The sequence below is a fragment of the Streptomyces phaeofaciens genome (assembly GCF_014648915.1).
Classification (GTDB): Bacteria; Actinomycetota; Actinomycetes; order Streptomycetales; family Streptomycetaceae; genus Streptomyces; species Streptomyces phaeofaciens.
In genome coordinates, this window is record NZ_BMSA01000019.1 from 97,899 (window position 1) to 122,566 (window position 24,668).

Consider the following 24,668-nt stretch of genomic DNA (forward strand, 5'->3'; position numbering starts at 1 on the left):
CTGCCGACCGCGCCGTTGCTGCCGCCGGGCGACGTGAACGTAACAGCCATGTAAGCGTTGCGAAAGACCTTGCAGAAAAAAAGTGCAAGGGGTCTCCGAAGTTATCCGTGCGTGACCCGACGGCGACCGTCGTGAGACGCTTGTTTACGCCCGTCCGAGCACTTGGGGACGGCCTGTGCAAGACTCTGCAAGCTCTTGCCACCACTTTCATGAGGGATCACGAGGGAGCGCGATGACGCAGCAGCCCGGGCGCGGCCGGTCGACCGGTCGCCCACGGCGTCCGATTGGTGTGCAAGGCGTCATGCGGCCGGTACAGTCCACCTCTGTGACCACACGGCTTGCCGACATCGCTGCTCAGGCGGGGGTGAGCGAAGCGACCGTCAGCCGCGTCCTCAACGGCAAGCCTGGCGTCGCCGCCACCACCCGTCAGTCCGTGCTCGCCGCGCTGGACGTCCTAGGGTACGAACGCCCCGTACGTCTGCGCCAGCGCAGCGCGGGCCTCGTGGGCCTCATCACGCCCGAGCTGGAGAACCCGATATTCCCGGCCCTGGCCCAGGTCATCGGGCAGGCGCTGACGCGCCAGGGCTACACCCCCGTGCTCGCCACCCAGACTCCGGGCGGCTCCACGGAGGACGAGCTCACCGAGATGCTGGTGGACCGCGGGGTCGCCGGCATCATCTACGTCTCGGGGCTGCACGCGGACACCACCGCCGACATGCAGCGCTACGAACAGCTGCGCGCGCAGGGCGTCCCCTTCGTCCTCGTCGACGGCTTCTCCCCGAAGGTCCAGGCGCCCTTCATCTCCCCGGACGACCGCGCCGCGATGACCCTCGCGGTCACCCACCTCGTGTCCCTGGGCCACACCCGGATCGGCCTCGCCCTGGGCCCCAAGCGGTTCGTCCCCGTGCAGCGCAAGATCGAGGGCTTCGTGCGCACCGTGCAGGAGCAGCTGGGGCTGAGCGCGCAGACCGTCGAGTCCGAGCTGGTGCAGCACTCCCTCTACACGCTGGAGGGCGGCCAGGCGGCCACCACCGCTCTGATCGGCCGCGGCTGCACGGCGATCGTGTGCGCCAGCGACATGATGGCGCTCGGCGCGATAAGGGCGGCCCGGCAGCTCGGCCTGGCGGTGCCGCAGGACATCTCGGTCGTGGGCTTCGACGACTCCCCGCTGATCGCCTTCACCGACCCGCCGCTCACCACGGTCCGCAAGCCGGTCCCGGCGATGGGCCAGGCCGCGGTCCGCACGTTGCTGGAGGAGATCGGCGGGACCCCCGCGCCGCACAGCGAGTTCGTGTTCATGCCGGAACTGGTGGTACGCGGTTCGACCGCTTCGGCCCCTGGGGACCGGAATCGTCCCTAAGGCGGAGAAGTCGGGGTTTCCTCCCCTGCGTCGGTAGGAGACGATGAGGTCCCTCCGCCGTAGAACGTGCGCGGCGAACCCGCCCGCGGGATGATCGGGGGGAGATGGCTTTTCTGGCAGACTCTGTGCCCATGGGTGAGCAGACCGTGACGCCGAGGGAAGGCCGTGACCAGGCCCTTCCGCGCTCGGCCACGGCCCCGGACGAGGTCGCGCCGGAGCCCCGCGGGGGCCGGCTGGCCCGGATGCGGGCCCCGCGCAGGCCGCGCCTGTGGTTCGAGATCCTCCTGATCGCGGTGAGCTACTGGACGTACTCGCTGATCCGCAACGCGGTCCCGGAGCAGCGCACCGCCGCACTGAACAACGCGGACTGGATCTGGCGGACGGAGCACCACCTCGGGATGGCCTTCGAGGAGTCCGTCAACCACGCCGTGAACTCGGTGACGTGGCTGATCGTGGGCATGAACTACTACTACGCGACCCTGCACTTCGTGGTGACGCTGAGTGTCCTCGTGTGGCTCTACCGCAGTCATCCGGGCCGGTACGCGGCCACCCGCCTGGTGCTCTTCGCGACGACGGCGGTGGCCCTGGTCGGCTACTACCTGTATCCCCTCGCACCGCCGCGCCTGATGAACGGCGGCGACTTCGTCGACACGGTCATGGTCCACCAGACCTGGGGCTCGATGGCCTCCGGCGACCTGAAACACATGTCGAACCAGTACGCCGCGATGCCGTCCATGCACATCGGCTGGTCCGTGTGGTGCGGCCTGACGATCTTCGCCCTGGCCAAGCTGCCCTGGGTACGCATCCTGGGCCTGCTCTACCCCGTGGTGACCCTCGTGGTGATCGTCGCCACCGCCAACCACTTCTGGCTGGACGCGGTCGGCGGCCTCCTCTGCCTCGCCTTCGGCTTCGCGGTGGCCCGCCTCTGGTACGGCACCCTGCCGTACGCCCTGCCGAGAGTGGTGCCGGCGCGGGGGACGGGCGGGCCGTTGCTGCCCACGAAGGGGTAGGGCCGAGGGGCTCTCCCTCACCCCCGGTGGACCACATGCCCCCCGGTGACGGTCAGCCGTACCGGCGCCTCGGCCAGTTCGTCCGCCGGGGCCTCGACCGGGTCCAGGGCCAGGGCCGTGAGGTCGGCCCGGTGCCCGACGGCGATGCGTCCCGCCACCTCGCCCTCCCCCGCCGCGCGCGCCGCATGGGTCGTACAGCCCTCCAGGGCCTCCAGTCCCGTCAGCCCGGCCCGGGCCGAAGCGGCGCCCCGCGGGACGCGGGCGGTGGCGAGCACGGACCGGACGTCGTAGTGGGCGATGGGCCAGTCCGAGCCGAGGGCCACCGTCGCACCGGCGTCCCGCAGATCCCGCAGCCGCCAGGCATGCCCGGACCGCCCGGTGCCCAGCCGCCGGGACCACTCGTCGGTGCCGTCGGCCCGTGTGTACGCGGTGTGCGGCGGCTGCATCGACGCCGCCACCCCCAGCTCCGCGAACCGCGGCAGCAGCGCGTCCGGCGCGGTCTCGATGTGCTCGACCCGGTGCCGTCCCCGGGCGCCGTCACCCAGCCCGGCGACCACGTCGAGGACGTGCCGCACGGCCGCGTCCCCGATGGCGTGCGTGGCCGTGCGCACCCCGGCGGCGTGCAGCCGCCGTACGGCGCCGGCGTACGCCTCGGGGTCGGGCCAGAACGCCTGCGTCCCCTGCCCGTGGCAGTCGGCGTGCTCCAGCCAGGCCGTACCGCCCTCCACGGTCCCGTCCATGAAGAACTTGACCCCGTCGACCACCCAGTGCCGCCCGCCCCGGCCCTGTGCGGCGACCAGTTCCGCGAGCCCGGACTCGTCCACCCCCGGCATGCACCAGGGCGCGAACCGCAGCCGCACCGGCAGCACGGTCTCCCGGGCCACCGCGCCGACCAGCTCGGCATCGCCCGCGTCCATGACGTGCGCCCCGGTCAGCCCGGTCGCGGCCATCGCCCCGAGCAGTTCGACGAGCCGTGCCCGCCGGGCGGCGTAGGAGGGCCGGGGCATGACCTCGGCGACCAGCTCCATCGCCGCGTGCTCGACGAGATGCCCGGTCGGCCGCCCGTCGGGGGCGCAGACGATCCGCGCGCGCTGGGCGAAGTCGCGCGCCCCCGTCACCCCGGCCGCGGCCAGCGCCGCGCCGCTGGTCAGCGCGGAGTGCCCGTCGTACAGCCGCAGGAAGGCCGGGGCGCCGCCGAGCACGTCCTCGACGAGCGCCCGGTCCACGGCCCGCCCCTCGAACGCGTTGTGATCGAGCCCGAAACCGATGACCCAGCCGTCGATCCGCTCGGCCCCGGCCAGTGCGGCCCTCAGCCCCGCGAGGTCCGACACCCCCGACAGATCCGCTCCGGTGGCCATGTCCAGCCCCCACACGGGGTGACTGTGCGCGTCCACGAGCCCGGGCACGAGATGCGCACCCGCGAGGGGGACGACCTCGGTGCCCGGCCCGCGCCAGTCGCGTACGTCGCTCTCGTCGCCGACGGCGGTGATCGTCCCGTCGTGCACGGCGACGGCGGTGGCGTACGGCCGGCCCGCGTCGAGGGTGCGGACCTCGGCGCCGGTGAGGATCAGATCGGGGGCGGTCATCTCGGGGGGAACTCCCTTGTCGTACGGGTACGGGTAGGGGAAGGGGTAGAGGTAGGGGTAGAGGTAGGGGTCGTGCGGGCTATGTGGGGGAATCGGAGGCCGTGGCCTGCTCGTCCGGTTCCGCGGCGAACCCGGCGTACACCTGGGGCCGCTCCCTTCGCAGCCACCACGCGAGGACGAGTCCCGCGACGAAGACGGCGGGCGCGAGGACGATCAGGACCGTGTTCACGGTGTCGGAGGCGCCGGTGAACAGGTCGATGTGGGTGATCACGAGCCCTATGGCGGTGGCGAGCAGCACGGCCGCGACGAGCGGGGCGACCACCGTCCGCAGGGTGCCCTCCCGGTGGCGTACGCGCCGGAAGTAGCAGGGCACGGCGAGGGCGGCGAGCAGCTGGAGCACGAACAGTCCGATCATGCCCGGCGTGTTGACCCACAGCAGCAGCTGCCCGTACGGATCCGCGCCCGCCGCCCAGAAGCCGAGGACGACGACCGCGCCGAGCACGGTCTGCGCGATGCCGGCGACGTACGGCGACCGGTGCCGCGGGTGGATCCGCCCCAGCGTCTTCGGCAGGACGCCCTCCTCGGCGAGCGCGAGGGCGTACCGGTTGATGGCGTTGTGGAAGGCGAGGAGCGAGGCGAGGACGCTGGTGACGATGAAGACGTGCATCAGGTCGGCCGCCCAGCCGCCGACATAGGTGGTGATGGCGGAGAAGAAGAGCCCGCCGGGGTCCTTGGCGGCGGCCGCGATCACGTCCTCGTCGCCGAAGGCCTGGATGACGATCCACACGACGAAGGCGTAGAAGAGGCCGAGGAAACCGATGGCGGCGTACGTCGCCCGCGGCACCGTCCGCTCCGGGCTGCGGGCCTCGCGGCGGTAGATGACCGTCGACTCGAATCCGGTGAAGGCGGCGAAGGCGAACGCGAGGACGACGGCGGTCCCCGACACGAACACGTTGCCCGGGGCGAACGACGCACCCGACAGCCCGTGCGCACCCCCCTTGACCAGCACCCCTCCCGCGAGCAGCAGCAGGATGCCGGTCTCGGCGACGAGCAGCACGCCGAGCACCTTGGCGCCGAAGTCGATGGAGCGGTAGCCGCCGTATCCGATGACGACCAGTCCGGCGAGGGCGAACGGCAGCCAGGGCACCTCGGTGCCGAAGAGGGCGTGCACGGTGTCCTGGGAGGCGGTGCCCAGCAGGCCGTAGACGCCGATCTCCATGCCGTTGTAGCCGAGCAGCGCGAGCAGGGCTGCGCCGATACCGACGGGGCGGCCGAGGCCACGGGTGATGTACGCGTAGAAGGCGCCGCCGCTCTTCACGTACCGGCTCATGGTGGTGAAGCCGACGGCGAAGACGGCGAGGGTGATGCCGGCGATGAGGTAGCCGGCCGGGGCGCCGACACCGCCGAGCAGGATCGCGAGCGGGGCGACACCCGCCATGACCGTGAGCGGGGCGGCGGCGGAGACGACGAAGAAGGCGATGTCGGCGGTGCCGAGGGAGCCGGAGCGGAGCGTCGCCGTGGTGGGCGGCGTTCTCCCCTCGGAGGTGGTGACGGACATGGGGAAGCCCTTCGAGCGCAGCAAAATGGTGGGTTCCGGGCGCGCGGGATGACCGACGTTCCGGGACGAACCGCAGGAGAGCGACCGCCCCGGAGCCATTAATCTAAAGGCTTTCGGTTTCGGCAATGTAGCCTCCTCGTGGGCGTCCGGGAAGCCCCTCACCGACCTTCAGGGGAGAACGCAGACATGGGACGGCCGCGCACACCGCTCCTCGACCGCGAACGCATCACCACGACCGCGCTGCAACTCGTCGACGAGCAGGGCGACTTCAGCGTCCCGCAGATCGCGAAGCGGCTCGGGGCGCAGACCGGCTCGGTGTACCACCATGTGGACGGCCGGGACGGCATCGTGGAGCTGCTGCGCGAACGGGTGGCGGCCGCGATCGACCCGCGGACCCTCGACCGGGCCCCCTGGGACACCGCTCTGGAGGCCTGGGCCCGCTCCTACCGCGCCGCCTTCGCCGCCCATCCCAAGGCGATACCGCTCCTGATGACCTCACCCGTACGCGCGCCGGGGGTCCTGGAGCAGTACGAACGGGCGGTGACCCTCCTGCTGGACGCCGGCTTCGCCCGCGAGCAGGTGATGCCGCTGATCATCGCCCTGGAGAACCTGGTCCTGGGCTCGGCCCTGGACCTGGCCGCCCCCGAGACCATGTGGGAACTCACGGAGGAGACCCCCACCCCCCGCCTGGCCGAGGCCCTGGCTGCGGTGGGCGAGCACCGCGCCGACCGGGCCTTCGAACTGGGGCTGACCGGCTTCATCCGCCACGCCAGAAGCCTGCGAGGTGCGGCGGAGACCGACCAGTAGGGCTGGTGGGGACCCGTGGGGAAGTAGAGGCCCGTGGGGGCTCACGGGGGCGGTGGGGGCTCGCGGGGGCGGTTCACTCCGTTCCGACGACCTCCCGCAGCGCGTCGAGGAACGCCCCCAGCGCCGGCTGCTGCGGCACACCGGCCTCCCGCACCACCGCGTGGATCGTCCGTACCGGCGCCGGATCCCGCACCTCCCGGACCACGACCCCCGGATGCCGGCTCCCGAGCCCGAGCCGCGGCACCAGCGCGACGCCCAGCCCCGCCGCGACGAACCCCTGAGCCGTCACGTAGTCCTCGCTCTCGACCACGAACCGCGGCCGGAACCCCGCGACCGCGCAGGCGTCGAGCTGCGCGTCGAGACAGGGTCCTGGCCACTCGCTGCCCACGAACGCCTCCTCCGCCAGCTCCCCCAGCCGCACGCTCCGCCGCCCCGCGAGCCGGTGTCCGCGCGGCAGCACGGCGAGGTACGGATCGTCCAGCAGCCGGACCGGCCGCAGCCCGCCCACCTCGCGCCCCGCCCCGCGCACCACCAGCGCCAGATCGGCGCGCCCCTCGCTCACCTCGGCCGACGGATCCTCCGTGTCGGCCGTCAGCCTCAGCTCGACCTGAACCCGGGGAAGCCGTTCCCGCAACAACGCCACCGCCGGCGCGACCAGTCCCGCGCCCGCGGTGGCGAAGTACCGCACGGCCAGGCGCCCGGTCCGCCCCGCGCGCAGATCGGCCAGCGCGGCCTCCGCCTGGGCGACCTGCCGTCCGATGGCGTCCGCGTACTCGGTGAGCAGCAGCCCGGCGGCGGTGGGCCGCACCCCTCGGCCGACCCGCTCCAGCAACGCGACCCCGGCCTCCTTCTCCAGGACGGCGATCTGCTGACTGACGGCGGACGGCGTGTAGCCCAGCCGGGCGGCGGCACCGGTCACCGAGCCCACCCCCACGACGGTCCGCAGCACCTGCATACGACGCACATCAAGCATGTAGCCCAGCTTAATGAACCGTCCAAAACTCTTCACTTGTCCTGACAGGATGCCTCCCTCACCGTAGAGGCATGTCCCCCGCCTCCACGCTCCGCATGGCGATGCTGGCCCTCCTGTGGGGCTCCGGCTTCCTCTGGATCAAGCTCGCCCTCAACCACGGCCTCTCCCCCACCCAGATCACCGTCGCCCGGTGCGCCCTGGGCACGGCGACCCTGCTGGCCCTGGCCCTCGCGGCCGGCCAGCGGCTGCCCCGCTCCCTGACCACCTGGGGCCACCTGACCGTGGCGGCCCTGTTCTGCAACGCCGTTCCGTTCGCCCTGTTCGCCCTGGGCGAGCAGACGGTCGACTCCGGCGTCGCGGGCGTCCTCAACGCCACGACCCCCCTCTGGTCCCTCCTCATCGGCGTCCTCCTCGGCACCGACCGCGCCCTGCGCCCCCGACGCCTGACCGGCCTCCTCCTGGGCTTCGCCGGGACCCTCCTGATCTTCGCCCCCTGGCACCAGGAGGGCCTCCTCACCTGGGGCGCCCTCGCCCTCCTGGCGGCCGCCGCGAGCTACGCCGTGGCCTTCGCGTACATGGCCCGCCATCTCACGGACCGACAGGCCCCGATCGCCATGTCCACCGCCCAGCTCCTCATGGCGACGGGCTGGACCACCCTCGCCCTGCCCACCGCGGGTCCGCCGCGCGCCGACCTCACCGGCGTCCTGGCCGTCATCACCCTCGGTGTCCTCGGCACCGGCGTGACCTTCTACCTCAACTACCGCCTCATCGCCGACGAAGGCCCCACGACGGCCGCCACCACCGGTTACCTCCTCCCGGTGATCTCGGTGGCCCTGGGCGCGCTCTTCCTGGACGAGAACGTGGGCCCACGCGTCTGGGCGGGCATGGCGGTGGTCCTCACCGGTGTGGCACTGACCCGCGACAAGTCCCCTCGTACGCCTGGTACATCACGTACGGCGCGGACGGTGGAGACAGCGCGGACGGCGGAAGGCCGCGACCGGGCGGGGGCGGGGGCGGGTCGTGGCGGCGCGGAGTCGCAGCCCGTCGCATAACCGGTCACCGCCCGAGCCCCGGGCACCTGGCCCCGGCCCCGGGAAGCTCACCCCCCGTAGAACAGCTCCTCCACAACCCCCCGGGCCCGCCGGGCGGTCCGCCGGTACCCGTCCAGCAACTCGCCCACGTGCCCGGGCCCGTACCCCAGATAGCGGCCCACCGCGGCCAGTTCGCGGCTCTCGGAGGGAAACGTGTCCCCGGCCCGCCCCCGTACCAGCATCACCGCGTTGCGCACCCGTGTGGCCAGCACCCACGCCTCGTCCAGGATCTCCGCGTTCTCCCCGGAGATCAGGTCCGCCGCGCACGCCGCCGCCAGTGCCTCCCGGGTCCGTGTGGTCCGCAGCCCCGGCTCCACCCACCCGTGCTGCAACTGGAGCATCTGCACGGTCCACTCCACGTCGGAGAGCCCGCCGGGACCCAGTTTGGTGTGCAGCTTGGGATCGGCGCCCCGGGGCAGCCGCTCCGACTCCATCCGCGCCTTCAGCCGGCGGATCTCCCGGACCGCCTCGTCCCCCAGGCCCTCCGCCGGGTACCGCAGCGGATCGATCAGCTCGATGAAGCGTCGCCCCAGCTCCTCGTCCCCGGCGACCACCTCCGCCCGCAGCAGCGCCTGCGACTCCCACACCAGCGACCATCGCCGGTAGTAGGCCTCGTACGACTTGAACGTCCGCACCATCGGCCCGGACTTCCCCTCCGGCCGCAGATCGGCGTCGATCAGCAGCGGCGGGTCGGCGCTCGGAACCTGAAGCAGCCGGCGCATCTCGGCCACGACCCGGTTGGCGGCCTGACCGGCCTCCCGCTCGTCCACCCCGTCCCGCGGCTCGTGCACGAACAGCACGTCCGCGTCGGACCCGTAGCCCAGTTCGTGCCCCCCGAACCGCCCCATGCCGATCACGGCGAACCGGGTGGGAAGCCGGTCCCCCCACCCGTCCCGCACCACGGCCCGCAACGTCCCCGCCAGGGTCGCCGCGGTCAGGTCCGAGACCGCGGCCCCCACCCGGTCCACCAGGGCCCCTTGATCGGGTTCGGCCGGCTGGGTCTCGGTGCCGTACGAGCGGACGATGTCGCCGGCGGCCGTACGGAACAGCTCCCGCCGCCGCACCCCCCGCACGGCGGTCACCGCCTTCTCGCCACTCTCCGCCCGCCCGACGGCCGCCAGGATCTCCTGCTCCAACTGCGCTCTTCCCCGCGGCTGGAGCCCGCCTCCGTCACCGTCGCCGTCACCCAGCAGGGCGACCGCCTCGGGCGCGCGCATCAGCAGGTCGGGAGCGAGCCGTCCGGCGGAGAGCACCCGTGCCAGGTTCTCCGCGGCGGCCCCCTCGTCCCTCAACAGCCGGAGATACCAGGGTGTCTTGCCCAACGCGTCCGACACCTTGCGGAAGTTGAGCAGGCCCGCGTCCGGGTCGGCCGAATCGGCGAACCACCCCAACAGCACCGGCAGCAGCGTTCGTTGGATGGCGGCCTTGCGCGACACCCCCGAGGCCAGCGCCTCCAGATGCCGCAGCGCGGACGCGGGATCGGCGTACCCCATGGCGACGAGCCGCTCGCGAGCCGCCACCACGCTCAACCGGGCTTCTCCAGGGGCGAGTTGGGCGAAGGCGTCCAGCAGCGGCCGGTAGAAGATCTTCTCGTGCAGCCGCCGCACCACGGCCGCGTGCCGCTTCCACTCCCGGTTCAGCTCCGTCACCGGATCGGTCCGCAGCCCCAACGACCGCCCCAGCCGCCGCTGATCGCCCTCGCCCTCGGGCACCAGGTGCGTCCGCCGCAGCCGGTACAGCTGGATCCGGTGCTCCAGGGACCGCAGGAACCGGTAGGCGTCGTCGAGCTGGACGGCGTCGACCCGCCCCACATACCCGCCGGCGGCCAGCGCCTGAAGGGCGTCGAGCGTGGTCCCGCTCCGCAGCGACGCGTCCGTACGTCCGTGCACCAGCTGCAACAGCTGTACGGCGAACTCGACGTCCCGCAGCCCACCGGGACCGAGCTTCAGCTCGCGTTCGACCTCGGCGACGGGAATGTTCTCCACCACCCGCCGCCGCATCTTCTGCACGTCGGCGACGAAGTTCTCCCGCTCGGCGGCCTGCCACACCAGCGGCCCCACCGCGGCGACGTAGTCGGCCCCCAGCTCCAGGTCACCGGCCACCGGCCGCGCCTTGAGCAGCGCCTGGAACTCCCAGGTCTTGGCCCACCGCTGGTAGTAGGCGAGATGGCTGCTCAGCGTCCGCACGAGGGGCCCGTTGCGCCCCTCGGGCCGCAGATTGGCGTCCACCGGCCAGATGGATCCCTCGACCGTGGTCTCCGAGCAGACCCGCATCATGTGGGAGGCCAGCTTGGTGGCGGCCCGCAGCGCCTTCCCCTCGTCGGCGCCCTCCGCGGCCTCCGCCACGAAGATGACGTCGACGTCGGACACGTAGTTGAGCTCGTGGCCGCCGCACTTGCCCATGGCGATGACGGCGAGCCGGCACAGGGCGGCGTCGTCGGGCGCCGCCGTCCGCGCCAGGCGGAGCGCGGCACGGAGTGTCGCGGTGGCCAGGTCGGCGAGTTCGGCGGCGGTGTCGGCGACGTGGGTCGTCCCGCAGACGTCGCGCGCCGCGATCGACAGCAGACACCGCCGGTACGCCACCCGCAGCGCGACCGGTTCCGTGACGTCGGCGAGCCCGCGCTCGAACTCCTCCACCCCGGGGTGCAGGTCCCGGGGCTCGTACATGACCAGCGCCTCCCAGTCGCGGGGGTGCCGGGCCAGGTGGTCGGCGAGCGCGGCGGACGCCCCGAGGACACCCAGCAGGCGGTCCCGCAACGGCTTCGCCGCTATCAGCGTGTCGAGCAGCTCACGGCGGGCGGTGGGCCCGGGCTGGGCCTCCAGCAGCCGTACCAGGCCGTGCAGCGCGAGATCGGGATCGGCGGTCGCCCCCAGTGCCTCCAGCAGAAAGGGGTCGTCTCGCACCGGGGACAGCTCGGGGCCGTCCAGGAGCCGCTCGGCGGCGGACGGGTCCGTGAAACCGTGCCGCAGCAGCCGTGTGAAGGTACTGCTCCTGCGCCCCGGCGCCATCATCCCCGGCCTCCCGTCGGACCATCGGATCAAGGTCGTACTGTCCCGAGCGTAACCGGAGTGCCTGGGAGAAGCGCCGGAGCGGGGACCGATGAGTTCGCCGGCGCGGCCGGGTCTGCCACCGTGGAAACGAATGGCGAGCGGCAGGGAGGAACCATGCGGGAACCCCGGGGCGAGCTGGACGCCCGGTACAGCAGCGAGGGAGCCACCGCACCCGACTGGGCCGAGGTCGCCGCCCTGCTCGGCGCGGCGGAACTCTTCTGGATCTCGACGGTACGGCCCGACGGCCGCCCGCACGTCACCCCGCTGCCGGCGGTCTGGACGGACGGCGCGCTGCACTTCGCCACCGGCCCCGCCGAACGCAAGGCCCTCAATCTGGCGCAGAACCCGCAGGTGGTGCTGACGACCGGCACGAACACCTGGGCAGCGGGCTACGACGTCGTGGTCGAGGGCGAGGCCGTGCGGGTGGCGGACGACGGGCGGCTGCGTGAGCTGGCGGCGGCCTGGGAGGCGAAGTACGGCAGTTTCTGGCACTACGAGGTGCGGGACGGCTTCTTCCACCACGGTGCGGGACACGCGTTGGTCCAAGCGGTGGCGCCGCGGACGGTTTTCGGCTTCGGTAAGGGAGAACCGTTCAGCCAGACACGGTGGCGGTTCGACTGACGGGCGGTGGGCCCACCGGCCGCACCGGCCCGATTCCGTGCGAGGCGACCGGGAGGACCAGCACATGCTCTATACGCTCGAAGTGATCCCGCTGCCCGTCAGCGACATCGACCGGGCGCGGGACTTCTACCGCGACCTGGTCGGTTTCCACGTGGACATCGACCAGGAGGTCATGCCGGGCATGCGCATCGTCCAGCTGACGCCCCCGGGCTCCGGCTGCTCGATCGCGCTGGGCGACACGATCTGGGAGACCATCGACGGCCCCCGCCCGGCCCCCGGCTCCTACCAGGGCCTGCAACTGTGCGTGACCGACATCAAGGCGGCCCACGCGGAACTCGTCGCACGGGGCCTGGAGATCTCCGACCCGGTCCAGTACGCCCCCGACGACGGCGCCACCTTCATGCACTTCAAGGACCCCGACGGCAACGGCTGGGCCGTCCAGGAGTACCGCCGCCGCGCCACGGAACCCCTCCACCAGGTCCTCGCGAACCTGGCGGCGGCCGAGTAACAGCACCCCGGCACCACCGAAGGGGCGCGGGAACGCACTGGCCACCCCCACGGGGAGGCCACCGCACACCCCACGCCCCTCCGGCGCGACGGACACGGCCCTACAGCACCGGCAGATTCTTCCGCAGCTCGAACGCGGTCACCTCGGAGCGGTACTCCTCCCATTCCTGGCGTTTGTTGCGCAGGAAGAAGTCGAAGACGTGCTCGCCCAGGGTCTCGGCGACGAGGTCGCTGCGCTCCATGAGGGAGAGGGCCTCGCCGAGGTTCTGGGGCAGGGGCTCGATGCCCATGGCGCGGCGCTCGGCGTCGGAGAGGGCCCAGACGTCGTCCTCGGCGCCCGGGGGAAGCTCGTAGCCCTCCTCGACGCCCTTGAGGCCGGCGGCGAGGAGCATGGCGTAGGCCAGGTAGGGGTTGGCGCCGGAGTCGAGGGAGCGGACCTCGATGCGGGCGGAGCCGGTCTTGCCGGGCTTGTACATGGGGACGCGGACCAGGGCGGAGCGGTTGTTGTGGCCCCAGCAGATGTACGAGGGGGCCTCGCCGCCGGCGCCGGCGGTGCGCTCGGAGCCGCCCCAGATGCGCTTGTAGGAGTTGACCCACTGGTTGGTGACGGCGGCGATCTCGGCGGCGTGCTTCAGCAGGCCGGCGATGAAGGAGCGGCCGACCTTGGACAGCTGGTACTCGGCACCCGACTCGTAGAAGGCGTTGCGGTCGCCCTCGAAGAGGGAGAGGTGCGTGTGCATGCCGGAGCCCGGGTGCTCGGAGAACGGCTTCGGCATGAAGGTCGCCTGGACGCCCTGCTCCAGCGCCACCTGCTTCATGACCAGGCGGAACGTCATGATGTTGTCGGCCGTGGAGAGTGCGTCGGCGTAGCGCAGGTCGATCTCCTGCTGGCCGGGGGCGCCCTCGTGGTGGGAGAACTCGACCGAGATGCCCATGGACTCCAGCATGGTGATCGCCTGGCGGCGGAAGTCCATGCCGACGTTCTGCGGTGTGTGGTCGAAGTAGCCGGAGTTGTCGGCGGGGGTCGGGCGGGAGCCGTCGGTCGGCTTGTCCTTCAGGAGGAAGAACTCGATCTCGGGGTGCGTGTAGAAGGTGAAGCCCAGGTCGGAGGCGCGGGCCAGGGCGCGCTTGAGCACGTAGCGCGGGTCGGCGAAGGACGGCGAGCCGTCCGGCATGAGGATGTCGCAGAACATGCGGGCGGTGCCGGGGGCCTCCGCGCGCCAGGGCAGGACCTGGAAGGTGGACGGATCCGGCTTGGCGATCATGTCGGACTCGTAGACCCGGGCGAAGCCCTCGATCGCGGAGCCGTCGAAGCCGATGCCCTCGTCAAACGCCTGTTCCAGCTCGGCCGGGGCCACGGCGACGGACTTGAGGAAGCCCAGCACGTCCGTGAACCACAGGCGTACGAACCGGATGTCGCGCTCCTCCAACGTCCGGAGCACGAACTCCTGCTGCTTGTCCATCTTCCGCTTCCCCATCCTTGCTGGTCAGGCCGCCTGTCTCCCGTCCCACGGAAATGGCGGTCGGGCACCTGAGCATCCCACCACAACACCGTTTCGTGCGCGTTGCGGGCCATGATCGCCCGGGCGGCCGCGCCCTGAACGCCGCACGTCCGGCAGGTGTACTGCTCTGCCGCCCATCTTGCCTGCTCGGACGGACATCCGTAATGCCCGCCCCCCTCCGTCTCGCCTCCGGCCACTTAATTTGCATCTCAGATGCAAGTTTTACTAACGTGCCGGACAGTCGAGCGCCGCACCGTGAGCGCCGACCAGCCTGAGGAGGCACGATGCTGACCGAGCAGTCCGCAGCCACCGTCCGCGCCACCCTTCCCGCAGTGGGCGCGGCGATCGGCGAGATCACCGAGCGCTTCTACGCCGGTCTCTTCGCCGCCCGTCCCGAGCTGCTGCGCGACCTCTTCAACCGCGGCAACCAGGCCGCCGGCACCCAGCGGCAGGCCCTGGCCGGCTCCATCGCCGCCTTCGCCGTCCACCTCGTCGACCACCCGGACACCCGCCCCGACGCGATGCTCACCCGCATCGCCCACAAGCACGCCTCCCTGGGCATCGCACCCGAGCAGTACGCCCTCGTGCACCAGCACCTCTTCACCGCCATCGCCGACGTCCTGGGCGAGGCGGTCACCCCCGAGGTCGCGGCCGCCTGGACGGAGGTCTACTGGCTGATGGCGAACGCGCTGATCGCGATCGAGCGGCGGCTGTACGAGGAGAACGGCGGGCCCGAGTGGCGGACCTGGCAGGTCGTGGAGCGCGTCCCGGAGACCGAGGACGTGGTCACCTTCCGCCTGCGCCCGCTCGACGACGACCCCCGCCCGGTCCGGGACTTCCGCGCCGGCCAGTACGTCTCGGTCCGTGTCGCGCTCCCCGACGGCGCCGGCCAGATACGCCAGTACAGCCTCTCCGCCGCGCCCGGCTCGGGCGTGCGGCAGATCAGCGTCAAGCGGGTTCCCGCCGACCGTACGACCCCGGCGGGCGAGGTCTCGAACCACCTGCACGCGCACGTGCGCGAGGGCGACGTGCTCCAGCTCTCCGAGCCGTACGGCGACCTCGTCCTCGACCACCGCGACGACACGCCGCTCCTGCTGGCCTCGGCCGGTATCGGCGTCACCCCGATGGTCGCGATGCTGGCCCGGCTCGCGGAGACCGGCCACCGCGCCCCGGTCACGGTCGTCCACGCCGACCGGTCCCCCGCCCACCACGCCCTGCGCACCGACCACGGCGCGTACGCGGCGAAGCTCCCCGAGGCGTCCGTCCACCTCTGGTACGAGCGGGAGGCCCCGCAGGACGCGGCGACGGGTCTGGCCGACCTCACCGACGTACCCGTCCGGCCGGGCACCCGCGCGTACCTGTGCGGTCCGCTGCCCTTCATGCGGGCGGTGCGGGGCCAGCTGATCGAGAAGGGCGTGGCACCGGCGGACATCCACTACGAGGTGTTCGGCCCCGACCTGTGGCTGGCGGGCGCCTGAGCGACTGGGGACCGGACGTGTGGCCGGCGGGCGCCCGGGTCCCGGGTCCCGGGACCCGGGCGCGGGACCGCCCGGACTCTCCCTCAGTCGGCGGCCACCGGGCCGCGTGAGATCGACAGCAGCAACGGCCCCGTCGGCTCCGCCACCACGTCCGCGACCGTGATCGGGTCCAGGGAGGCGAAGAACGCCTCCTGGGCCCGGCGCAGGGCTCCGCGGAGCCGGCATCCGGAGTTCAGGGGGCAGGGGGTGGCGCCCTCGCAGTCGACCACGTCGCCGTCGCCCTCGAAGGTGCGGACGATCCCGCCGACGGACGCGGAGCGGCCCTTCCCGGTCAGGGTGAGGCCGCCGCCCCTGCCCCGGCGGGCCTCCAGCAGGCCCAGGTGCTGGAGCTCGGCGACGACCTTGGCCGCGTGGGTGTAGGGGACCTCCATCGCGGCGGCCACCTCCCGGGTGGTGGGGGTGGTCTCGCCCGCGACCGCGAGCCTCATGAGGACACGCAGGGCCAGGTCGGTGGATCGCAGCAGCCGCATGAGAGAAGCGTAGATAATACGCATCTGTCCTTCAAATTTTTGTGCGACACCGGGCTTGGCCGTGACCTGTCTACGACATTCCCCGCCTCCCCCATTACGATCAGCTGACCCGTACACCCCGACCGTCCCGCCCCTTTCCCCAGAAGGACAGGCCTCATGGGTTCCGCCAACCAGACCGGCAGTACGGCGCGCAAGGCGCGCATAGAGGAGATGCGGCGGGCCGAGCAGGCCCGTGAGCGGCGCAACCGGTTTCTCGTGATCACCGGCAGCGTCGTCGCCGTGGCCGCGCTCGTCGTGGGCGGTGTGTTCGTCGTGAGGTCGCAGTCGGACGACGACGGCGGCTCCACCGCGTCCGATGCCAAGAACCCGGGGAAGTTCGTCACCGGCGCGGACGGGGTGAAGACATGGAAGGGGACGCTGGGGCGCACCCATGTCTCCAAGACCGTGAACTACCCGATGGAGCCCCCGGTCGGCGGTGACCACAACCAGGTCTGGCTGAACTGCAACGGGGACGTCTACACCAAGGCCGTCGACAACATGAACGCCGTGCACTCGCTGGAGCACGGCGCGGTCTGGGTGACGTACAACAGCAAGGCCGGCAAGGCCGACATCGAGGCGCTCGCGGCGAAGGTGAAGAAGACGCCGTACACGCTGATGAGCCCGGACGACGAGCAGGCCGACCCGATCATGCTGTCGGCCTGGGGGCACCAGCGGACGGTGACCGGGGCGAGCGACCCGAACGTGGACGCGTTCTTCGAGAAGTTCGTGCAGGGCGAGCAGACGCCCGAGCCGGGCGCGGCCTGCACGGGCGGTCTGTCCCAGTGAGGTACGCGGGAGTCGCCGTGGCCGTGGCAGGGGTGCTCGTCGCGGCCGGGGCGATCAGTTATTCCGTCGCCGAGGACGGCGGGTCGGGCGTGGAGCCGCCCGCCGCCGGGTCGGCCGACGCCGGGTTCGCCCGGGACATGGCGGTGCACCACCAGCAGGCCGTGGAGATGTCGTACATCGTGCGCGACCGCACGGACGACGAGGACGTACGGCGGCTCGCCTACGACATCGCGCAGACGCAGGCCAACCAGCGCGGGATGATGCTGGGCTGGCTCGATCTGTGGGGGCTGCCGAAGGTGTCGTCCGACGAGCCCATGAGCTGGATGGGCATGGCCGGGATGGCCGACGGCAAGGACGGCGCGCTCATGCCCGGCATGGCCACGAACACCGAGATGAAGAAGCTCGGCACGCTCAACGGCAAGCAGGCGGAGATCTTCTACCTCCAGCTGATGACGGACCATCACCAGGGCGGCATCCACATGGCCCAGGGTTGCGTCGACAAGTGCACCGTCGGCGTGGAGAAGCGGCTCGCGCAGGGCATGGTCGACGCGCAGCGGTCGGAGATCCAGCTGATGACGGACATGCTCGAGGAGCGGGGCGCCGCACCCCGGCCGTGAGGGGACGGCACCCACCGCGCCCACCGCGCCGACCGTGCCCACCGCGCGTACGGCGACCGGTTCCGGAACGGAACGGACCTCGCGGCCGGTCCTCGAATCACCGTTCGCAGAAGTTACTTGAGGCCTTCTTGGGCTTCGCATTCCCCTGACATGAACGGTTCAGGACCAGAGTGGCCGAGGCGAGTGATCCACTCGTGTCGAACCACCTACAGGGGGTCCTATGAGATCCAACCGTGCCGCGCTGCGCGCCGGGGTGAGCATGGCAGCGACACTGCCCATGATCGCCGGCGCGCTGGCGCTCGGCATACCCGCGGCGCACGCCGCGGACGGTCCGGCCCGCGACACGCTGGCCGGGACCAGGCCGGCGTGGGCCACGGCCGCGGCGGACAAGGGCGCGACCGCGCACGGCGCACGGGTCGACGCCCGGGTCTACCTCCGGGGACGGAACGCGGGCGGCCTCGCCGCGTACGCGAAGGCGGTCTCCGACCCGGCGTCTCCCGCGTATGGCGCGTACCTCTCCGCGCAGCAGGCGCGGGCCCGCTTCGGCGCGACCGCGGCGCAGGTGGCGGCGGTCAAGGCGTGGCTGACGGCGGCCGGTCTGAAGATCACCGGCACGAGCGAGCACTACGTCTCCGTCAGCGGTGACGTGGCCGCCGCGGAACGGGCGTTCGGCACCCGGCTGCACAACTACGCCAAGGGCGGCAGGACGTACCGCGCCCCGGCGAGGACGGCCTCCGCGCCCGCGGGCCTGGACGGCGCCGTCCTGACCGTGACCGGCCTGGACAACGCGCCCCACAAGGCCGCCTCCAAGGACCGACTCCCGCCGCCGGACGCGGTGTTCAAGAATGCCGGACCGTTCTCCTCGTACTACGGCTCGACGCTCGCGAGCACCCTCCCGTCCGCGTACGGCAAGAAGGTCCCGTACGCCGTGCAGGGGTACACCGGCAAGCAGTTGCGCGCGGCCTACGGCGCCGGGACGCGCACGGGCAAGGGGGTGCGCATCGCCATCACCGACGCGTACGCCTCGCCGACGATCGCCTACGACGCGGCCACGTACGCGAAGGCGCACGGCGACAAGGCATGGAGGACGGGCCAGCTGACCCAGGTCCTCCCCGCGGACTACACCAGGACCGAGGAGTGCGGGGCGGCCGGCTGGTACGGCGAGGAGACCCTCGACGTCGAGGCCGTGCACGCGGTCGCGCCGGCCGCGAACGTCACGTACGTGGGCGCCGCGTCCTGCTACGACGACGATCTGCTCGACTCGCTCAGCAAGATCGTCGACAACCATCTGGCCGACATCGTCTCCAACTCCTGGGGCGACATCGAGGCCAACCAGACGCCGGATCTCGCGGCCGCCTACGACCAGGTCTTCCAGTTCGGCGCGGTCGAGGGAATCGGCTTCTACTTCTCCTCCGGCGACAACGGCGACGAGGTCGCGAACACCGGGACCAAGCAGGTCGACACCCCGGCCAACTCGGCCTGGGTGACGGCGGTCGGCGGCACCTCGCTGGCGGTCGGCAAGAACGACACGTACCTGTTCGAGACCGGCTGGGGCACGGAGAAGGCCTCGCTGTCCGACGACGGCAGGAGCTGGACCGGCTTCCCCGGCGCGTTCACCTCCGGTGCGGGCGGCGGCACCAGCCGGACGGTCGCCGAGCCGTACTACCAGAAGGGCGTCGTCCCGAACGCCCTGGCCACGGCCAACAGCGCGGCCGGCAACCGGGTCGTCCCGGACATCGCGGCGATCGCCGACCCGAACACGGGCTTCCGCGTCGGCCAGACCCAGACCTTCCCGGACGGGTCCCAGCAGTACAGCGAGTACCGCATCGGCGGCACCTCGCTGGCCGCGCCGGTCATCGCGGCCGTCCAGGCGCTGGCGCAGGAGGCCCGTGGCGGCCGGGCGATCGGTTTCGCCAACCCGTCCCTCTACGCGAAGTCCGGCTCGCGGGTCTACCACGACGTCACGGACAGCCCGACGGGCTCCGGTCTCGCGGTCGCGCGCGTCGACTTCGCCGACGGCCACGACGCCTCCGAGGGCCTGCTGACCTCCGTCCGCAGCCTCGGCAAGGACAGCTCGCTGTCCGCGGTGAGGGGGTACGACGACGTCACCGGCGTGGGAACGCCGGCAGCCGGCTACGTCGACTCGTACCGCAAGCGCTGAATCCTGCCGTCCGACGAGGTGGCGTGAGGTGGACGACACCCCACGCCACCCATCGCGTCGCTCTGACGATTACAATGGCCGCGTGCCTCCGTTGAACTTCTGGTCGCTCTATCAGCACGGCTTCGCACGCGTCGCCGCCTGCACGGGCCACACCGTCATCGCCGATCCGCCCGCCAACGCCGAAGCGGTCCTGCGCCAGGCACGCCGGTGCGCCGAGGAGGGGGTGGCCGTCGCCGTCTTCCCGGAGTTGGGGCTGTGCGGCTACTCCATCGAGGACCTGCTGCTCCAGGACGCGCTCCTCGACCAGGTCGAGGAAGCGCTCCGGCAGGTGGTGGCCGGCTCGGCGGACCTGCTGCCGGTCCTGGTCGTCGGTGCCCCGCTGCGCCACCGGAACCGGATCTACAACTGCGCGGTGGTCGTGCACCGCGGCCGGGTCCTCGGGGTCGTGCCCAAGTCGTACCCGCCGAACTACCGGGAGTTCTACGAGCGCCGGCAGATCGGCGACGGCGCCGACGAGCGCGGCGGGTCGATCCGCGTCGGCGGTGCGTCCGTACCGTTCGGGGTGGACCTGCTGTTCACGGCGGAGGACGTGCCCTCTCTCGTGCTGCACGCCGAGATCTGCGAGGACATGTGGGTGCCGGTGCCGCCCAGCGCGGAGGCGGCCCTCGCCGGCGCGACCGTCCTCGTCAACCTCTCGGGCAGCCCGATCACGGTCGGGCGGGCCGAGGACCGCAAGCTGCTGTGCCGTTCGGCCTCCTCCCGCTGCATCGCCGCGTACGTCTACGCGGCGGCCGGGCTGGGCGAGTCCACCACCGACCTGTCCTGGGACGGCCAGGCCATGGTCTACGAGAACGGCGCGCTGCTCGCGGAGACCGAGCGTTTCCCGCTGGGCGACGAGTACGCGGTGGCCGACGTGGACCTCGACCTGCTCCGGCAGGAACGGATGCGGACGGGCACGTTCGACGACAACCGCCGTACGCACCACGCACGGACCGCCGACTTCCGGACGGTCGGCTTCCAACTCGACCCGCCGCACACCGATCTGGGACTGCGCCGTCGCCTGGAGCGCTTCCCGTTCGTGCCGGCCGACGCCGACCGTCTCGCCCAGGACTGCTTCGAGGCGTACAACATCCAGGTCGAGGGCCTCCAGCAGCGACTGGCGGCGATCGGCGGCCCCAAGGTGGTCATCGGGGTGTCCGGCGGCCTGGACTCCACGCACGCGCTGATCGTCGCCGCCCGGGCGATGGACCGCGCGGGCCGGCCGCGCAGCGACATCCTGGCGTGGACCCTGCCCGGCTTCGCCACCAGCGACCACACCAAGGACAACGCCCACAAGCTGATGAACTCGCTCGGTGTCACCGCGGCGGAACTGGACATCACACCGACCGCGCGGCTGATGCTGAAGGAGATGGGCCACCCGTTCGCCTCCGGCGAGCCGGAGTACGACGTCACCTTCGAGAACGTCCAGGCCGGACTGCGCACCGACTACCTGTTCCGGCTCGCCAACCAGCGCGGCGGCATCGTGCTCGGCACCGGTGACCTGTCGGAGCTGGCGCTCGGCTGGTCCACGTACGGCGTGGGCGACCAGATGAGTCACTACAACGTGAACTCGGGTGTACCCAAGACGCTGATCCAGCATCTGATCCGCTGGGTCATCAGCAGCGGGCAGTTCGGCGAGGAGACCGGTACGACGCTCGCGGCGATCCTCGACACCGAGATCAGCCCGGAGCTGGTGCCGGGCGAGGAGATGCAGTCGACCGAGTCGAAGATCGGCCCGTACGCGCTGCACGACTTCACGCTCTTCCATGTGCTGCGGTACGGGTTCCGGCCGTCGAAGATCGCGTTCCTGGCCTGGCACGCCTGGCACGACGCGAAGGGCGGCGCCTGGCCGCCGGGATTCCCCGAGGCCAAGCGGGTGGCGTACGAGCTGCCCGAGATCCGGCAGTGGCTGGAGGTCTTCTGCCGTCGCTTCTTCGCGTTCGCGCAGTTCAAGCGGTCGGCCATGCCGAACGGGCCGAAGGTCTCGGCGGGCGGGTCGCTCTCGCCGCGTGGGGACTGGCGTGCGCCGTCCGACAGTTCGGCGCGGGCGTGGTTGCGGGATTTGGCGCGTTTCGACGGCTGAGCGGGGGGGTTTTGGCCGCCCGCCCACCCGCCCGCCCGACTCGGTGGGCCGGGCGGTGGCCGCCACGGGGCTCCGCCCCGGACCCCGGTGGCCGGGGCTTCGCCCCGAGCCGCGGGGGCGGTGGGTGGGTGCGGGTCCGATGGGGCTGGTCGCGCAGTTCCCCGCGCCCCCAGAGGGCCGGGGCGGTGGACGGTTCAGTGGTGGGTCAGGGTTTGCGGCTGGTGGGGGATGTGGGTCGCGATGATGCGTTCGTGGGCGGTGGCGGCGCGGTGGCGGTCCACCGTGTAGGTGACGCCGGCCACCGCGAGGCCCAGGACCGCCAGGACCGCGCCCGCCGTCGCCGGTGATGTCACGCCGAAGCCCGCGGCCAGGGCCAGGCCGCCGATCCAGGCGCCGCCGGCGTTGGCGAGGTTGAAGGCGGCCTGGTTGGCGGAGGAGGCCAGGGAGGGGGCCGAGGACGCCTTCTCCATGACCATCAGGTTGAGCGGGGTGCCCGCGACGAAGGCCGCGACGCCGAGGAGGACGACGGCCAGGGCCCCGCTCCACTGGGCGCGCATCATCAGCGGGAAGAGGGCCAGGACGACCGCGAGGGACGTCAGGCCGCCGAACAGCGTGCGCCGCATCGCGTGGTCCGCCAGGCGTCCACCGAGCAGGTTGCCGATGGTCGCGCCGACACCGAACAGGGCGAGCAGCAGGGTCACGCTGGAGCCGGCGTACCCGGCGGCGTCGGTCAGCATCGGCGTGACGTAGCTGTACGCGGAGAACAGCGCGCCGAAGCCCGCGACCGTCGTGCCGAGCGCCAGCCAGACCGGGAGGGAGCGCAGCGCGGCCAGTTCGCCGCGCAGGCCGCCGGTGGGGGTGGCGCGGGTGTGGTCGGCCGGGATCAGCAGGGCCAGGGAGGCGATCGCCACCAGTCCGATCGCGCTCACCCCGAGGAAGGCGACGCGCCAGCCCAGGTGCTGGCCGACGAGGGTCGCGGCCGGCACGCCGGCGATGTTGGCGACGGTCAGGCCGAGGAACATCAGCGACACCGAGCGCGCCTTGCGCTCCGGCGGGACCATGGTCGTGGCGACCACCGCGCCGACGCCGAAGAAGGCGCCGTGCGGGAGGCCGCTGAGGAAGCGGGCGGCCAGGAGGGATTCGTTTCCCGGGGCGAACGCGGACAGCGCGTTGCCCACCACGAACAGGACCATGAGCGACATCAGGACCGTGCGGCGCGGCATGCGGGCCGTCAGCGCGGCCAGCAGCGGCGCGCCGATGACGACGCCGAGGGCGTACGCGGAGACCAGGTGTCCGGCCGTGGGGATCGAGATGTGGAGGTCGGCCGCCACGTCGGGCAGCAGGCCCATCATGACGAACTCGGTGGTGCCGATGCCGAAGGCGCCCACGGCGAGGGCGAGCAGGGCCAGGGGCATGAGAGGGCACAGCCTTTCGGGTCGAGGTTCCCACAGCATATGTTCACTGACGGAACAAACTCGCCCCGGTCCGCTATTCCAGGGGATGAAGACCCGGTTGAGAGGCCTTTTCAGGAATCGGTTGTGGCGACTTTCACACGCGCCGCGACCGGCAGATGGTCGCTGCTCGTCTGCGGGAGGGTCCACGAGGTGACCGGCTCCACGCCCTTCACCATGATCTGGTCGATCCGCGCCATCGGGGACGACGCCGGCCAGCTGAAACCGAAGCCGCTGCCCGCCGCGCCCTGCGTGGAACGCATCTGGGAGGTCACGGCGTTGAGCGAGCGGTCGTTCATGGTGCCGTTGAGGTCGCCGAGCAGCACCACCCGGGTCAGCTTCTCGTCGGCGATGGCCTCGCCCAGCGCGTCCGCGCTCTTGTCCCGCTGCCGGGCGGTGAACCCGGCCTGGAGCTTGACCCGCACGGAGGGCAGGTGGGCGACGTAGAAGGCGACGTCGCCGTCGGGCGTCGCCGCGGTGGCCCGCATCGCGCGCGTCCAGCCCAGCTTGATGTCGACGGGCTTCACCCCGCTCAGCGGGTACTTGCTCCACAGCCCGACGGTGCCCTGCACCGAGTGGTGGGCGTACGTCGCCGCCAGCGCCTTCTCGTACACCGGCACGGCCGACGCGGTCAGCTCCTCCAGCGCCACCACGTCCGCGCCGGACGCGGCGACGTCGTCGGCGGTGCCGGACGGGTCGGGGTTGTCGGCGTTGACGTTGTGGGTGGCGACCGTGAGGTCACCGCCGCTGCCGGTCTTGTCGGTGAGCAGCCCGCCGAAGAGGTTCAGCCAGACCACCGCCGGCAGGACGACCGCGATCAGCGCCGTCGCCGACCTGCGCACCAGCGCGAGCAGCAGGAGCAGCGGGATGAACAGCCCGATCCACGGCAGGAACGTCTCCGTCAGACTGCCGAGGTTGCCGAACCGGTTGGGGATGCGCGAGTGCACCAGCATCACGAGGGAGAAGAGCAGCGCCAGCGCGGCCAGGACCAGTCCGCGGCGCCAGACGCGCGGGTCGCCCCGCCAGCCCTGCGACAGCCGGCCGGCCAGGCGTCCCATCAGGCGCCGAAGCCGGGCTCCCCGACGCTCGGGTCCCGAGCCGCCGTTGTCGTCCGTCTCCGTCATGTACGCCTGCTGCGCCATACCGTCGCCTCACTGCCTGCCGTGCACACCGTACGTCTCCCCCGGGTACGACCCTAGGGGATGATCGGCTTGGTTCTCGCCGTCCTGTGACGGCCGTACGGAGACCAGGACGACCCGCGCGACGCCGGGGGTTCCGACCCCGGCCCGAGACAGGTGGTCTGTAACGAAACACGCACATTCGCACCGTACGAACCGCCCGGACGCCCCCGCGGGCGACCCGTCGGGAACCACCGTACGACGGCCCGGCCGGCCACTTGGCGCCAACCTGCCGTGCCCT

General features: G+C 72.0%; 19 protein-coding genes. 11 read left to right on the top strand and 8 right to left on the bottom strand.

Annotated features, from left to right (window positions below; all coding sequences use genetic code 11):
- Positions 1-325: 325 nt before the first annotated feature.
- Entirely contained in the window at positions 326-1,360 is a 1,035-nt protein-coding gene (locus IE275_RS28625) for a LacI family DNA-binding transcriptional regulator (RefSeq protein WP_189714330.1), read from the top strand.
- Positions 1,361-1,491: 131 nt separating this feature from the next.
- A complete protein-coding gene (locus IE275_RS28630) occupies positions 1,492-2,370 on the top strand; it encodes a phosphatase PAP2 family protein (protein ID WP_189714331.1) in 879 nt (292 codons plus the stop codon).
- A 17-nt stretch (positions 2,371-2,387) separates the two neighbouring features.
- Here IE275_RS28630 and IE275_RS28635 read toward each other — a convergent pair whose 3' ends face one another.
- Both IE275_RS28635 and IE275_RS28640 read right to left on the bottom strand, forming a co-directional pair.
- Complete coding sequence (locus tag IE275_RS28635) at positions 2,388-3,956, bottom strand: amidohydrolase (protein WP_189714332.1); 1,569 nt, start codon at positions 3,954-3,956, stop codon at positions 2,388-2,390.
- Positions 3,957-4,035: 79 nt separating this feature from the next.
- Positions 4,036-5,514, bottom strand: coding sequence for an APC family permease (locus IE275_RS28640; protein WP_189714333.1), 1,479 nt, complete (start codon positions 5,512-5,514; stop codon positions 4,036-4,038).
- A gap of 186 nt (positions 5,515-5,700) precedes the next feature.
- On the opposite strand from IE275_RS28640, the gene IE275_RS28645 reads away from it, so the two are divergent.
- Positions 5,701-6,321: a TetR/AcrR family transcriptional regulator gene (locus IE275_RS28645; protein ID WP_189714334.1), complete on the top strand. Its 621-nt coding sequence runs from the start codon at positions 5,701-5,703 to the stop codon at positions 6,319-6,321.
- Between the two features lie 73 nt (positions 6,322-6,394).
- Here IE275_RS28645 and IE275_RS28650 read toward each other — a convergent pair whose 3' ends face one another.
- The gene (locus IE275_RS28650; protein ID WP_189714335.1) at positions 6,395-7,294 is read right to left on the bottom strand and encodes a LysR family transcriptional regulator; all 900 of its coding nucleotides are present in this window, start codon (positions 7,292-7,294) and stop codon (positions 6,395-6,397) included.
- A 71-nt stretch (positions 7,295-7,365) separates the two neighbouring features.
- Between IE275_RS28650 and IE275_RS28655 the strand changes: the two genes are divergently transcribed.
- Entirely contained in the window at positions 7,366-8,346 is a 981-nt protein-coding gene (locus IE275_RS28655) for a DMT family transporter (protein ID WP_189714336.1), read from the top strand.
- A 47-nt stretch (positions 8,347-8,393) separates the two neighbouring features.
- Here the strand turns inward: IE275_RS28655 and IE275_RS28660 are convergent, their stop codons facing one another.
- Complete coding sequence (locus IE275_RS28660) at positions 8,394-11,396, bottom strand: bifunctional [glutamine synthetase] adenylyltransferase/[glutamine synthetase]-adenylyl-L-tyrosine phosphorylase (RefSeq protein WP_189714337.1); 3,003 nt, start codon at positions 11,394-11,396, stop codon at positions 8,394-8,396.
- A gap of 153 nt (positions 11,397-11,549) precedes the next feature.
- Here IE275_RS28660 and IE275_RS28665 point away from each other — a divergent pair, with 153 nt between their 5' ends.
- The gene (locus IE275_RS28665) at positions 11,550-12,056 is read left to right on the top strand and encodes a pyridoxamine 5'-phosphate oxidase family protein (RefSeq protein WP_189714338.1); all 507 of its coding nucleotides are present in this window, start codon (positions 11,550-11,552) and stop codon (positions 12,054-12,056) included.
- A gap of 64 nt (positions 12,057-12,120) precedes the next feature.
- A complete protein-coding gene (locus IE275_RS28670) occupies positions 12,121-12,564 on the top strand; it encodes a VOC family protein (protein ID WP_189714339.1) in 444 nt (147 codons plus the stop codon).
- Between the two features lie 100 nt (positions 12,565-12,664).
- On the opposite strand, the gene glnA2 is transcribed toward IE275_RS28670, so the two are convergent.
- A complete protein-coding gene (gene glnA2, locus IE275_RS28675; RefSeq protein WP_189714340.1) occupies positions 12,665-14,026 on the bottom strand; it encodes a gamma-glutamylpolyamine synthetase GlnA2 in 1,362 nt (453 codons plus the stop codon).
- A 323-nt stretch (positions 14,027-14,349) separates the two neighbouring features.
- On the opposite strand from glnA2, the gene IE275_RS28680 reads away from it, so the two are divergent.
- Positions 14,350-15,543 (top strand): globin domain-containing protein, encoded by a 1,194-nt coding sequence (locus IE275_RS28680; RefSeq protein WP_189714341.1) that lies wholly within the window; start codon positions 14,350-14,352, stop codon positions 15,541-15,543.
- Positions 15,544-15,626: 83 nt separating this feature from the next.
- Here the strand turns inward: IE275_RS28680 and IE275_RS28685 are convergent, their stop codons facing one another.
- Positions 15,627-16,073: an Rrf2 family transcriptional regulator gene (locus IE275_RS28685; protein WP_189714342.1), complete on the bottom strand. Its 447-nt coding sequence runs from the start codon at positions 16,071-16,073 to the stop codon at positions 15,627-15,629.
- A 156-nt stretch (positions 16,074-16,229) separates the two neighbouring features.
- On the opposite strand from IE275_RS28685, the gene IE275_RS28690 reads away from it, so the two are divergent.
- The 4 genes from IE275_RS28690 (at position 16,230) to IE275_RS28705 (ending at position 21,798) form a co-directional block, all read left to right on the top strand.
- Positions 16,230-16,898: a thioredoxin-like domain-containing protein gene (locus tag IE275_RS28690; protein WP_189714343.1), complete on the top strand. Its 669-nt coding sequence runs from the start codon at positions 16,230-16,232 to the stop codon at positions 16,896-16,898.
- Positions 16,895-17,515 (top strand): DUF305 domain-containing protein, encoded by a 621-nt coding sequence (locus IE275_RS28695; RefSeq protein WP_189714344.1) that lies wholly within the window; start codon positions 16,895-16,897, stop codon positions 17,513-17,515. Before IE275_RS28690 ends, IE275_RS28695 begins: the two co-directional genes overlap by 4 nt.
- A 220-nt stretch (positions 17,516-17,735) precedes the next feature.
- A complete protein-coding gene (locus IE275_RS28700; protein WP_189714345.1) occupies positions 17,736-19,676 on the top strand; it encodes a S53 family peptidase in 1,941 nt (646 codons plus the stop codon).
- An 82-nt stretch (positions 19,677-19,758) separates the two neighbouring features.
- A complete protein-coding gene (locus tag IE275_RS28705) occupies positions 19,759-21,798 on the top strand; it encodes an NAD(+) synthase (protein WP_229870664.1) in 2,040 nt (679 codons plus the stop codon).
- A 194-nt stretch (positions 21,799-21,992) separates the two neighbouring features.
- Here the strand turns inward: IE275_RS28705 and IE275_RS28710 are convergent, their stop codons facing one another.
- Both IE275_RS28710 and IE275_RS28715 read right to left on the bottom strand, forming a co-directional pair.
- The gene (locus IE275_RS28710; RefSeq protein ID WP_189714346.1) at positions 21,993-23,213 is read right to left on the bottom strand and encodes an MFS transporter; all 1,221 of its coding nucleotides are present in this window, start codon (positions 23,211-23,213) and stop codon (positions 21,993-21,995) included.
- 110 nt (positions 23,214-23,323) lie between these two features.
- Positions 23,324-24,307, bottom strand: coding sequence for an endonuclease/exonuclease/phosphatase family protein (locus IE275_RS28715; RefSeq protein WP_373299302.1), 984 nt, complete (start codon positions 24,305-24,307; stop codon positions 23,324-23,326).
- Positions 24,308-24,668 lie beyond the last annotated feature (361 nt).